The sequence below is a fragment of the Streptomyces xanthophaeus genome (genome assembly GCF_000725805.1).
Classification (GTDB): domain Bacteria; phylum Actinomycetota; class Actinomycetes; order Streptomycetales; family Streptomycetaceae; genus Streptomyces; species Streptomyces xanthophaeus.
The window spans coordinates 18,958-30,618 of record NZ_JOFT01000012.1; the positions used below are offsets into that span (position 1 = coordinate 18,958).

Below are 11,661 nucleotides of genomic sequence, written 5' to 3' on the forward strand. Positions count from 1 at the left end.
ACCCCGCGGCCGTGCTCCGTCGTACCTCGCGGCCGTGCTCCCGACCGGCCTTCCGCGGCGTTCTCCCCGCCGTTCTCCCCACCGCCTCCCCGCCGTTTCTCCTCGCTCACCGCCCGGCCCCGTACGCGGGCAGTGACGGGCCCCGGCCGGGACCGGAACGGACTGCGCCGCGGGCCGACGGTATTGGGCCACGGGCCTTGTGCGGCGGCCTCCAGGCGGGCAGTCTCGGGGCATGAACACAGCTAGGCACGCCAGTGAACAGCTGATGGGCTGGCCCGCGCTCAGCGAGGGCCACCCGGCTTGTGGCGTCGGACTCGGGCTGAACGCCGGTCCGCAGGAGATCGTCCACTTCCACGGCGCGCACGAAGCCGACGTCCACCTCACCCGTTCCATGATCACGAAGCTCCGGCCGGCCCTCGCCGGCTCCACCGCGATCCGGCTGTCCGCCGGATCCGACTGGGTGACGGTGCGTCTGGACACGAGCTCCGACGTCGACCTGCTGGCCACCCTCGTCAGTGCCGCGCTCCAGGCGGCGACCCGTACACCGGTCGACGTGGCCGACGGGGCCCGGCGGCCTGATCCCTGTACGCACCACGGGAGTCGGGTCGCCATCGTCGCGGGCCTCGCCTGCGCCTGATCGGGTCGCAGCTCCTGATCCGGCCTCAGCCCCCGGACGCGAAGGCCAGGATCTCGGGGGCCGCTTCGCGCAGGGTCCCGAAGTGGCGGTGGACGCCCTCCACCGCCACGGGCGCGTTGACGCCCCATACGGTCATCCCGGCGCGCAGTCCGGACCGTACGCCCGAGGGCGCGTCCTCGACGACCAGGCAGTCCCGCGGCGCGGCGCCCAGCCGGGCGGCGGCCAGCAGGTAGGGGACGGGGGAGGGCTTGCCCTCCTCGACGCCGGCGGCGTCGACGAGCACCTCGGGCACCGGCAGGCCGGTCCGCGCGAAACGTCCGCGCACCCGGTGCCCGTAGTTGGAGGTGACCAGCGCCCACGTGCCCGGGGGCAGGGCGGCGAGCAGGCCGCGCGCGCCGCCGAAGGCCGCGTAGGTGCCGGAACGGACGTCCTCGTCCTCCAGCTCGTGCAGGGCGGCCAGACACTCCTGCGGGTCCCGGCCCGGCAGGACCTCGGCGAAGGTCTCCAGCGGCCGTGTCCGCAGGGCCACCCGGTACACCTCGTCCGGGTCCAGGCCGTGCCGCAGCGCCCACGTCGCCCAGACCCGGCGCTGGTTGGCGAGTGCGTCGATCAGGGTGCCGTCGACGTCGAAGAGGACGAACCGGGAGGGCGCGGGCCGGGGCGGGGCGCTTGCATCGTTCATGCCTCGATCCTGCCAGCAGGCCCTCCCGGCGCCGGAGTCAGGTGCCCTGGCGCTTGAGCTTGGCCCACACCGTTTCCAGGGCCTGGATGTCCGCGTCGTCCAGCCGGTCGTCGAAGACCTCCCGCAGCGTCTCGCGGCGAGTGGCGTCGGCCTCCGCGAAGGCCTGCCGGCCCGCGGCGGTCAGGGCGACGCACACGGAGCGGGCGTCGGTGGGGGAGGGGGCGCGCACGACCAGCCCGCGGGCCTGCAGCGAGTCGATCACGCGGGAGACCTGGCTCCGGCTCAGCAGCGTCCTGGCCCCGAGGTCGGAGGCGGCGACCGGTGCGCTCTGGCCGTGGAGCCAGAGCATCACCTCGAACCAGGACAGGGGCAGGCCGTGGGCCCGGGTGAGGGCTTGGTCCACCCGGGTGGCGAGGGTGGTCCCCGCCCAGATCAGGCCGTAGAAGGCGTGATCCCGGGAGCTGAGGGTGCCCAGGGTGAGGTCGGTGCGCGCCATGCGGGCAGCCTAGCTGTTTGCGTGTGCACGCACATAACTATATTGTGTGTGCACACACATAAAATCCGCTCGTCTGGAGACCCCGTGAGCACGCACACCCCCAAGACCGTCCTGATCACCGGCACCTCCTCCGGCATCGGCCTGGCCGCCGCCGTGGCGGCGGCCGCGGCCGGCTGGCAGGTGGTCGCCACCATGCGCGACACCGCCAAGGCGGGCCCGCTGCGGCGCGCGGCCGCCGAGGCCGGGGTCGCCGACCGTGTCGCGGTCAAGCGCCTGGACGTGGTCGACCACGACTCCGTCGCGGTCTGCCTGGAGGAGGTGCTCGCCGAGTACGGGCGCCTGGACGCGGTGGTGAACAACGCGGGCGCGGGGCGGGTCGGCACCATCGAGCAGAGCAGCATCGACGACGTCCGCGCCACGATGGAGGTGAACTTCTTCGGCGTCGTCGAGCTCACCCGGGCCGCCATGCCCCACCTGCGGGCCTCGCGGGGCCGCGTGATCACGGTCACCAGCGTCGGTGGCGTGATCGGCCAGCCCTTCAACGAGGCCTACTGCGCGGCCAAGTTCGCGGTCGAGGGGTTCATGGAGTCGCTGGCCCCGGTCGCCGCGAGCGTCGGCGTCGACGTGAGCGTGGTGGAACCGGGCGCGGTGGCCAGCGAGTTCGTCGCCAGCGTGGGCGTGGACAGGGCCGCGATGCTGGCTGCGGCGGGCCCGTACGCCCCTGCCCTCCAGGCGTACGTCGACCGCGTGACCAAGACCTTCACCGAGGCCCAGACCCCGGACGAGGCGGCGGCGCCGGTCGTCGAGGCCCTGACCGCCGAGCGGCCCGCCTTCCGCGTGCAGACCTCCGACTGGGCCCGCGCATTCGTCGGGACCAAGCTGACCGACCTGGACGGTTCCGCGGTCCAGGGCCTCACCGGCGACTGGGTCCGCTGACGGGCCTCTCCGCCCGCGCCTCCCCGTCCGGGCCCGCGCCCCCGGTCCCCACCGGCTGCCCTCCCGTACGCGCGGCGCGACAATGGGGTGAGGATGCGCCCGCCGGTGTGGAGAGGCGGTCGGTGAGGTGGCGTACGTAGCGGTGACCGCCCTGAGTCACGTCGGGCTGGTGCGCGAGCACAACGAGGACAGCCTCGCGGTCGGCCCGTGGACGCTGTGCGCGACCGTGACCCAGAACCCGCAGACCCTCGTGTTCCCCCTCGGCAGACCGCTCGTCGTCGCCGTCGCCGACGGGCTCGGCGGGCAGCCGGGCGGCGAGGTGGCCAGTGCGCTCGTCGTCCGCCGGCTCTCCTCCCTCGGCCCGGCCCTGGACGCAGCGGAGCCCCTCGGTGACGCGCTGGACGCGTGCAACCGCGAGGTGTACGCGGCCGCCGACGGCAGGCCGGACCTGGCGACCATGGGGACCACCGTCGCGGGCCTGCTCGTCCTGGCGGACTCCCTGCTGGCCTTCAACGTCGGCGACAGCAAGGTGTACGAGGTGACGCCGGACGGCCTGCGCCAGATGAGCGTGGACGACAGCCCGCCGCCGGAGCCGGGACGGCGCACCACCTCCGCCGTCACCCAGACCCTCGGCGGCACCCGGGGTTTCAGCCCCGTCTCGCCCCATCTGACCACCCGCGCGGTGTCCGCCGGGAAGCGCTACCTCGTGTGCAGCGACGGGCTGACCGATCCCGTACCCGACGAGACCCTCGGCGACCTGCTGCAGACGTACGACGACGGCAAGGCCGCCTTCGAGCTGTGGAAGGCCGCCATCGAGGCGGGCGGCCCCGACAACATCACGCTGGCGCTGGTGCGGATCGGCGCATAGACCCTGACCATGGGGTCATGCACGACGCGCCCCGCCCCGCCGCCCTCACGGCCGCTTCCCTCGCCGCCTGGCGCGACGAGGTGTCGACCGCCCTCTCCGCCCTGACCTGCGGATTCGAGGAGAAGTACGGTTACGCTCCGGGGGAGAACGAGATCCACCCCGCGACGGCGGACGACCGGGCGGCCGCGGAGCGGCTCGCCGCGGAACCTGCGGCCTTCGCCGACCTCGCGCTGTACTACGGCGCGATCGGCGCCGTGGACATGAGCGACGTCGGCAACGGCTACTTCCTGCACGGCGGGGCCGAGGCGCTGACGGAACGCACGGCCCTGCCGGAGGCGGGCCGGTCCGTGCCCGCCGTGCTGATCGGCTCCGACGGCGGCGGGATCCGGTTCGCGGTCGCAGCGGACGGCGCCGTGTGGCGCTCCAGGACCGCCTCCGACGAGGGCGGCTTCGACCGGATCGCAGCCGGCCTCCCCGAGTTCCTCGACCTCCTGCGGCGTTCCGTCCACCGCTTCAACCGGACCGGAGAGCCCGGCTTCGTGTAGGCCCGGGCAGGCCGCGGCCCGGCCGCGCCCGGCCCCCCTCCGGCCGCAAGTCCTGCGCACTTCCTCCCCCTTGGCGTTTGACAGGTCCCTTCGGGCATGCCCTACAGTAGAAAATGTAACACTCGTTCAATGTCTTGCGATCGTTCAAATTGTTTCGGACCGAACGGAAGGGCCCCGACGTGGCCAACGTCTACCGAGAGCTGTTCCGCGCACCCGGATCCGTGGCCTTCTCGGCCGCCGGGTTCGTGGGACGCATGCCGATCTCCATGACCGCGATCGGCATCATCACGATGCTCAGTCAGATGCGGGGCGAGTACGGGCTCGCCGGAGCCGTGTCCGCCACCTTCACGCTCTCCACGGCCTTCTTCGGGCCGCAGATCTCACGGATCGTCGACCGGAAGGGCCAGGGCAGGGTGCTGCTCCCGGCCACCGGGGTCAGCGTCGCGTCCATGGGCGTCCTGTTGCTCTGCGCGCGCTACGACGCCCCGGTGTGGACCCTGTTCGTCTTCGCCGTGCTCGCCGGAACCCTGCCCAACATGGCCGCGATGGTGCGCGCCCGCTGGACCCACGTGTACCGGGACTCCCCGCGCCTGCACACCGCCTTCTCGCTGGAATCGGTCGTCGACGAGCTGACCTTCGTCGTCGGTCCCGCGCTGTCGGTGGCCCTGTCCACGGCGCTGTTCCCCGAGGCCGGACCGCTGGTCGCCGTCGTGCTGCTGGCCGTGGGCGTCCTGCTGTTCGTACCGCAGAAGCGCACCGAACCGCCCGTGCACACCGCCGGTGACGCCGCCGCGGCCGGCGGTTCCGCCATCCGCAACGGCTCCGTACGCATCCTCGCGCTGCTGCTCGTGGCGGGCGGGGCCATCGTGGGGACCGTGGACGTGGTCAGCGTCGCCTTCGCCGAGGAGCGCGGCGCGCCGTCGAGCGCGGGCATCGTGCTGTCCGTCTACGCCGTCGGCTCGGCCCTCGCCGGACTGGTCTTCGGCGCCCTCGACACCAAGGTGCCGCTGCCCAGGCTGCTCCTCATCGGGGCCGCGGGCACGGCGCTGACGACCCTGCCGCTGCTCCTCGTCGGCAACATCGCGACGCTCGCCGTCGCCGTCTTCTTCTCCGGCATCTTCTTCGCCCCCACCATGATCGTCGTCATGGGCATGGTCGAGAAGAGCGTGCCGCCCGCGCAGCTCACCGAGGGCATGACCTGGGCCATCACGGGCCTGAGCGTGGGCGTGGCCCTCGGCGCCGCCGTCTCCGGGAACATGGTGGACGCGTACGGCCCGCGCGGCGGCTTCTTCGTCGCCATCGCCGCCGGCGCCGCCGCCCTGCTGCTGGCCCTGTCCGCCCGCGGTCCGCTGACCCGGCGGCTGGCCGCCCGCCAGGCGGAGGCCGGAGCCGAGCCGGCCGGGAGGGCGGGCGGCGCCGCGAGTGCCGAGGCTGCCGAGGTGCGTTCGTGACCGGCGGGTATGGTCTGGAGCGGACGATATCCGGACCCAGGGCGGGAGCGACGGTGGGCGAGACGGTGGGTGAGCCGACCACGGACGGCCGCCGCCTCAAGGGCGAGCGCCGCAAGCGGGAACTGATCGACGCCACCGTGCAGGTCGTCGCCCGCGAGGGCGTGGCCGGGGTGAGCCACCGGGCCGTCGCCCGCGAGGCCGGCCAGCCGCCGACCGCCGCCGCGTACTACTTCAAGAGCATCGACGACCTGCTCACCGCCGCCCTCACCCGCTGCATGGCCCAGGACGCCGAACGGATGCGCGCGCTGACCGGCGGCACCGACGGCGGCCCCGGCGGCCTGCGGGCGCTCGCCGAGCTGATGTCGGCCGTGGTCGCGCGGCCGGACCACCTGCTCGCCGAGTACGAGCTGTACCTCCTCGCCGCCCGCCGCCCGGAGCTGCGCGGGCCGACCCAGGACTGGCTGGAGGCGATCGCCGAGTTCGGGCGATGTTATACGGACGACCCGGTCCGCCTGCGGATCCTGAGCGGCGTCATGGACGGCCTGCTGATGCAGGCGCTGCTGACCGACACCCCGCCCACGGCGGACGAGTTCGAAGCGGTCCTGCGGGCCGTCCTGCTCTGACGCCGCTGCCGCGGCGGTGACGGCGGCGCCCCCGCACGGCCCCGGCGCCGCGGTGCGCCCGGCAGCGCCGTGCCCACCGGACCGGACCCTTCCGTAGTCGGCCGCACCCGTGCACCGTCCCGGCCGTGCCGTCCTGCGGCGCCGCACCGCACCGCCGCGCCCCGGTGGCCGGTCCCCGCCCATCGACCCCTTTTCCCCCTGCGTCCTTCGTCGCGTTTTTGTACCATTACGCAAGGTCAAGTAAGGAGCAAGTCTTGTTAACGGAGCTTACGCAGCGGCATCTCCCGTTGATTTCACGGGCACATGAGGTCCTGCGCAGCCGCGAGCACTGGTCCCCCTACCCCGAAGACCCGGACGCGTACGGGGAGAAGGGTCCCGCCGAGGGCGAAGCGGCCTTCCGCGAACTGCTCGGCCGGCCCTTCCCCCTCGACCAGCCCGGCCGGGACGGGACCGTGGGCCCCGCCCCCGAAGAGGGCGGCGAGCACTCCCCGTACGGCTTCCCGCTCGGCATCTCCTACCCCCACAGCGACCCCGCCGCCCTGATCTCCGCGATGCGCGCGGCCATGCCGGCGTGGCGCTCGGCCGGCCCCGACGCCCGGGCTGCCGTGTGCGCGGAGATCCTCGCCCGGCTGGCCGACCGCCCCCACGAACTGGCCCAGGCCGCCATGCACACCAGCGGCCACAACCCCGTGATGGCCTTCCACGCGGGCGCCGTCCACGCACTGGACCGCGGACTGGAAGCCGTTGCGCAGGCCCACGCCGAACAGACCCGGATGCCCGCCGCCCTGACCTGGCGCAAACCCCTGGCCGATGGCCGGATCTTCGCGCTCGACAAGTCGTTTTCCGCCGTTCCGCGCGGCATCTCCCTGCTGGTGGCCGGCTCCGTCTTCCCCACCTGGAACGGATACCCGGGCCTCTTCGCCTCCCTGGCCACCGGCAACCCCGTCCTGGTCAAACCGCACCCGCGCGCCGTCCTCCCGCTGGCCCTGACCGTCCGCACCGCCCGCGAGGTGCTGCACGAGGCGGGCTTCTCCCCGGACCTGATCGCCCTCGTCCCCGAACGCCCCGGCGAAGCGCTGGCGAAGCGCCTCGCGGTGCACCCCGAGGTCGCCATCGTCGACTACGCCGGCACGACCGCCTTCGGCGGCTGGCTGACCGTCAACGCCACCCAGGCACAGGTGTACACGAGCGTCTCGGCCGTCAACTCCGTCCTCGTGGAGTCCACCCCGAGCTACCGCGACATGCTCGACAACCTGGCCTTCAGCCTCGCCCTCTACAGCGGACAGCTGTGCACCAGCCCGCAGAACGTCCTGGTGCCCCGCGGGGGCATCGCCACCGACGAGGGCCACAAGACCTTCGCCGAAGTCCTCTCCGACCTCGGTACGGCCCTGGACCGGCTGCTGGCCGACGACGCCGGGGCGGCCGCCGTGCTCGGCGCCCTCTACGCCCCCTGCGTGCTCGAACGCGTGGAACGGGCCGACTCCGGCCGGCTGGGCCACGTCGCCCACCACACCCGCACCGTGCTCCACCCCGACTTCCCCGACGCGGTCGTGCGCACCCCCGTACTCGTGCAGCTCGACGCCGCCCGCGACCGCGACCGGGTCACCCTCGCCGCCGAATGGCCCGGCCCCGTCGTCCTCGTCGCCGCCGTGGACTCCGCCCGTGACGGGATCGCCCTGATCGCCCGTACCGTCCGCCGCAGCGGAGCCCTCTCCGTCGGCGCGTACACCGCCTCCCGGGAGGTCGAACGGGCCCTGGAGGACGCCTGCGCCGAGAGCGGGGTCATGCTCTCGCTCAACCTCACCGGCGACTGGTACCTGAGCCAGTCGGCCGTCTACTCGGACCTGCACGGCACCGGCCTCAACCCGGCCGGAAACGCCACCTACTGCGACGCCGCCTTCGTCGCGAACCGCTTCCGCACCGTCGCCGTGCGCCGCAAGGCCGCCGACGGCTTCATGTGACCCGGAGGTCGTCCGTGTTCGTCACCTCACTCGACCTACCGCTGCGTGGACGCGAGCGCGAACTCGCCCACATCCGTGACGTCCTGGTGCACGGCTGCACCGAGGGCAGCGCCCTGCTCGTCATCGAGGGCCCGCCCGGCTCCGGCAAGACGAGGCTGCTGCGCGCGTGCGCGACCATGGCGCAGGAGATGGGGTACGCGATGGCCGACCGTCCGTACACCGGGCGGCGGGAGGAGTTCCCGCGCCCCCGCTACAAGCACGGCCCGTTCGCCCGGCACGGCCTGCGCTCCGGCCGGGGCCGCGCCCGGCCGGAGGCGGGGCCGCCGCTGCTGCTGCTGATCGACGAGGCCGACCGGCTCGGCGTGGAGGCCCTGGAGACCCTGCTGGCCAGGCGGGCGGGCCTGCACGGCCACCACGCCGTCTCGGTGGTCGCCCACCGCAGCGGCAAGGGCCCCGAGTCCATCGGCGCGGTGCTCGCCACCCCGACCGGACGCCGTGACCGGCTCCTCCTGTCCCCGCTGGCCCCCGCGGCCTCGGCCCTGCTCACCGCCGACGTGCTGGGGATGCCCGCCGCGCCCTCCCTGCTCGAACTCGTCGACCAGGCCGAGGGCCTGCCCCGGCTGATCGTCGCCCTGCTGACCGGCCTGCGCGAGGAACAGGGCCTGCGGATCGCCGACGGCGAGGCACACCTCGCCGACCGGCGGCTCCCGCAGCGCGTCCGGGCGGAGGTCGCCGCCACCATGGAGACCTTCTCGCCCGACCTGCGCCAACTGCTGCGGATGGCCGCCGTCCTGGGCCGGGAACTGGAATACGAGGTACTGGCGCCCATGCTGCGCACCTCGCCCTCGGGGATGGTCCAGCTGATGGACGAGGCCGTCGCCACGGGCGCCGTCCACAGCGACGGCGTACGGACGGTCTTCCGCAGCGAACTGCTGCGGCGCCTCATCGCGGGCTCGGTGCCCGCCTCCCTCAAGCGGGCCCTGCTCCGCGAGGCCCAGGAAGCGCGCAGACCCCGGGTGCCGGCGGCGCGGACCGCCGCACCCGGGGCCGGGCACGGTCCCGGCCACGGACCCGCGTACGGGGACCGGTCCGGGAGCGTGGCGCTGAACGACCGGCGGAGCGCCGTCGTCAGCCTGGTGGCGCAGGGGCTGACCAACCAGCAGATCGCCCGCAGGCTGGAGGTCTCCCCCCACACCGTCAACTACCACCTGCGCAAGCTGTTCCACAGCTACGGCGTCCGCTCGCGCATCGATCTGCTGAGGGCCGTGGAGCGGCAGCGGGAGGCCGCCCCACGGCTCACCGGATGAGGCCCCGTGCCCGCCCGGGGGCGGCGGGCACGGGGCCCCGCTCAGCCCGCGGGCGCCCGCAGGTACCGGTCGAGGGCCGCGTCCGGCAGCAGCCTCGCCAGGACCGTCAGCCGCTTCACGTCCGCCCCGACCCGGTAGCGGGTCCTCGGCCGGCCGTCGGTCAGCGCCCGGACCACCCCGTCGGCCACCGCCGACGGGGTGGTCCGGCTGGCCCGCGCCGCCTGCTCGCTCTCGTACAGGAAGCGGTTGAAGCGGATGCGGTAGAGCTCGGCCAGCTCCCCGGGCATCGCGTCCAGCGCGTCCCGGCCCAGCTCGGAGACCTTGTCCCAGATCGGCGTCATCACGGCCCCGGGCTGGACCACGCTCACCGCGACACCGGAATCCCGCAGCTCCCGGCGCAGTACGTCGCTCAGCGCCTCCTTCGCGAACTGGGCTGCCGCGTACGCCCCGAGGTAGGGCAGGGCCACCGTCCCCAGGCCCGAGGTGACGTTCACCAGACGGCCCCGCGTCCTGCGCAGCTGCGGCAGGAAGGCCTGGGTGACGGAGAGCTGGCCCACCACGTTGGTGTCGAGCTGCCAGCGCAGCCGCTCGGGCGGTACGCACTCCAGCGGGGCGGGCACGCACACCCCCGCGTTGTTGACCAGGCCCCACAGGCCCTGCCCGCCGGTGTCCCGGTCGATGCGGGCGGCCGCCTCGCGGACCTGTCCGGGATCGGTGACGTCGACCCGGACGGCGCTCAGCCGGCCGTTCGGCGCGGCCTCCTCGAGCTCCTTGCCGACGCCGTCGTCCCGCACCCCGGCGAACACCCGGAACCCGAGACCGTCCAAGTGCAGTACGCAGGCCCGGCCCAGGCCGGTGGAGGCTCCGGTGACCAGGACGGCGCGGCCGTGCGGCGCGACGGGCTTCCTACGGGGTGCGGGCATGGCTGCTCTCCTTCACCGGGGCGGACGCGGGGGACGGGACGGACGAGGGGCGGGACGAGGGATGGTCGGTGCGGCGGCCCGCGCCGGGGAAGGACAGCGCACCCTCCAGCGTCGCCACGAGCCTGCGCTCGGGCATGAACCGGAAGTACGCGTCGCGCACGGGCCGCCGTACCGGGTTCTCGGACTGCTCGAACTCGCTGATCGAGCGGGAGGCGGCGACCATGCCCCGGGTCCGCTCGCGCCGTTCGTCCTCGTAACGGCGCAGCGCCCGGGGCACGTCGGTGGCGCCGCCCAGCACCCGGGCCAGGACGGCGGCGTCCTCCAGGGCCATGCCGGAGCCCTGGCCCAGGCTGGTCAGCATGGGGTGCGCCGCGTCGCCCAGCAGGGTCACGGGCCCCCGGCCCCAGCGTTCGAGGAAGACCCGGTCCCGGGAGGGCACCGCCAGGATCGACTCCGGCGGGGTGACGTCGATGGCCTGCCCCACCTCCTCGGCCCAGCCCGCGAAGGCCGCGGCCACGCCCTCCTTGCCGCCGCGCCAGTCGGCGGACTCGTGGGCGGGCATGTTCTTGGTGCCCCACCAGTAGAGGAGTCCGTCACCCATGTCGACCATGCCGAAGCGCTGCCCGCTGCCCCAGTAGTGCGTGACGGAGCCGGGGGTGAACCGGGGATGGCTGAAGGGGGTCAGCGCGAGCCAGCAGATGTAACCGCTGTCCCGGGACTCCTCCGGGCCGCCCACCAGCTGCCGCCGCACCGCCGATCCGAACCCGTCGGCCCCGATCAGTACGTCGCCGCGGGTCTCGCTGCCGTCCTCGAAACCCACCCACACCTCCTGGGTCTCCTCGTCCACCGCGATCTCGCGGGCCGCGGACCCCAGCCGCAGCGGTATGCCGTCCGCGGCGGCGAGGAGCGCCTGCTGGAGCTCGGAGCGGGTGATCAGCACACTGGGCACCCCCAGCCGTTCGATGATCGACGGGAAGGGGAACTCCCTGATCAGCCGCCCCCGCGCGGTCCGCACGTGGTACGACTCCAGGACCTGGCCCCGCTTCTCCAGCCCCAGGTCCAGCCCGACGGAGTCCAGTGCCGCGATGGCGTTGCTCATCACGGACAGCCCCGAGCCCGCCGCCCGCAGTTCGGTGGCCCGTTCGTGGATCTCCACCTCCAGGCCCGCCTTGCGCAGCGCGGCGCCTGCCGCGAGGCCTCCGATACCGGCCCCGATCACGATCGCCTTCATG

The 11,661-nt window shown here is 73.9% G+C and carries 12 protein-coding genes; 8 read left to right on the top strand and 4 right to left on the bottom strand.

All coding sequences use genetic code 11. The annotated features are described in order from the left end of the window. Nucleotides 1–232: 232 nt before the first annotated feature. Nucleotides 233–637 (top strand): luciferase domain-containing protein, encoded by a 405-nt coding sequence (locus tag IO30_RS40110; protein WP_037893242.1) that lies wholly within the window; start codon nt 233–235, stop codon nt 635–637. A gap of 25 nt (nt 638–662) precedes the next feature. Here IO30_RS40110 and IO30_RS0105995 read toward each other — a convergent pair whose 3' ends face one another. Then, nucleotides 663–1,319, bottom strand: a complete 657-nt coding sequence (locus IO30_RS0105995) for an HAD-IA family hydrolase (RefSeq protein WP_031140018.1) — start codon at nt 1,317–1,319, stop codon at nt 663–665. A 37-nt stretch (nt 1,320–1,356) separates the two neighbouring features. Beyond that, nucleotides 1,357–1,815: a MarR family winged helix-turn-helix transcriptional regulator gene (locus IO30_RS0106000; protein WP_031140020.1), complete on the bottom strand. Its 459-nt coding sequence runs from the start codon at nt 1,813–1,815 to the stop codon at nt 1,357–1,359. A gap of 84 nt (nt 1,816–1,899) precedes the next feature. Between IO30_RS0106000 and IO30_RS0106005 the strand changes: the two genes are divergently transcribed. From IO30_RS0106005 to IO30_RS45860, 7 genes are all read left to right on the top strand, one after another. After that, nucleotides 1,900–2,751, top strand: a complete 852-nt coding sequence (locus IO30_RS0106005; protein ID WP_031140022.1) for an SDR family NAD(P)-dependent oxidoreductase — start codon at nt 1,900–1,902, stop codon at nt 2,749–2,751. A 127-nt stretch (nt 2,752–2,878) separates the two neighbouring features. Beyond that, complete coding sequence (locus IO30_RS0106010) at nt 2,879–3,619, top strand: PP2C family protein-serine/threonine phosphatase (RefSeq protein ID WP_031140024.1); 741 nt, start codon at nt 2,879–2,881, stop codon at nt 3,617–3,619. A gap of 17 nt (nt 3,620–3,636) precedes the next feature. Next, nucleotides 3,637–4,164: a hypothetical protein gene (locus tag IO30_RS0106015; RefSeq protein ID WP_051901958.1), complete on the top strand. Its 528-nt coding sequence runs from the start codon at nt 3,637–3,639 to the stop codon at nt 4,162–4,164. Between the two features lie 179 nt (nt 4,165–4,343). Then, nucleotides 4,344–5,615: an MFS transporter gene (locus IO30_RS0106020; RefSeq protein ID WP_037893244.1), complete on the top strand. Its 1,272-nt coding sequence runs from the start codon at nt 4,344–4,346 to the stop codon at nt 5,613–5,615. A gap of 53 nt (nt 5,616–5,668) precedes the next feature. Continuing rightward, nucleotides 5,669–6,238 (top strand): TetR/AcrR family transcriptional regulator, encoded by a 570-nt coding sequence (locus IO30_RS0106025; protein WP_234321598.1) that lies wholly within the window; start codon nt 5,669–5,671, stop codon nt 6,236–6,238. A 218-nt stretch (nt 6,239–6,456) separates the two neighbouring features. Continuing rightward, on the top strand, nt 6,457–8,199 hold the full coding sequence (gene paaN, locus IO30_RS0106030; RefSeq protein ID WP_051901959.1) for a phenylacetic acid degradation protein PaaN: 1,743 nt from the start codon (nt 6,457–6,459) through the stop codon (nt 8,197–8,199). 14 nt (nt 8,200–8,213) lie between these two features. Then, a complete protein-coding gene (locus IO30_RS45860; protein ID WP_031140034.1) occupies nt 8,214–9,506 on the top strand; it encodes a LuxR C-terminal-related transcriptional regulator in 1,293 nt (430 codons plus the stop codon). Nucleotides 9,507–9,547: 41 nt separating this feature from the next. Here IO30_RS45860 and IO30_RS0106040 read toward each other — a convergent pair whose 3' ends face one another. Together IO30_RS0106040 and IO30_RS0106045 are read right to left on the bottom strand one after the other, a co-directional pair. Beyond that, nucleotides 9,548–10,429 carry an SDR family NAD(P)-dependent oxidoreductase gene (locus IO30_RS0106040; RefSeq protein ID WP_031140036.1) on the bottom strand — a complete coding sequence of 294 codons (882 nt, stop codon included), beginning with the start codon at nt 10,427–10,429 and terminating at the stop codon, nt 9,548–9,550. Further along, nucleotides 10,413–11,660: an FAD-dependent monooxygenase gene (locus IO30_RS0106045; RefSeq protein WP_078904572.1), complete on the bottom strand. Its 1,248-nt coding sequence runs from the start codon at nt 11,658–11,660 to the stop codon at nt 10,413–10,415. The genes IO30_RS0106040 and IO30_RS0106045 overlap by 17 nt, the downstream gene beginning before the upstream one ends. Nucleotide 11,661 lies beyond the last annotated feature (1 nt).

Excerpts from the sequence above, each read along its gene's own strand:
- IO30_RS0106000 (WP_031140020.1), bottom strand. The coding sequence starts at position 1,815 with ATGGCGCGCACCGACCTCACCCTGGGCACCCTCAGCTCCCGGGATCAC.
- IO30_RS0105995 (WP_031140018.1), bottom strand. The coding sequence starts at position 1,319 with ATGAACGATGCAAGCGCCCCGCCCCGGCCCGCGCCCTCCCGGTTCGTC.
- IO30_RS0106045 (WP_078904572.1), bottom strand. The coding sequence starts at position 11,660 with ATGAAGGCGATCGTGATCGGGGCCGGTATCGGAGGCCTCGCGGCAGGC.
- IO30_RS0106040 (WP_031140036.1), bottom strand. The coding sequence starts at position 10,429 with ATGCCCGCACCCCGTAGGAAGCCCGTCGCGCCGCACGGCCGCGCCGTC.
- IO30_RS0106015 (WP_051901958.1), top strand. The coding sequence starts at position 3,637 with ATGCACGACGCGCCCCGCCCCGCCGCCCTCACGGCCGCTTCCCTCGCC.
- IO30_RS40110 (WP_037893242.1), top strand. The coding sequence starts at position 233 with ATGAACACAGCTAGGCACGCCAGTGAACAGCTGATGGGCTGGCCCGCG.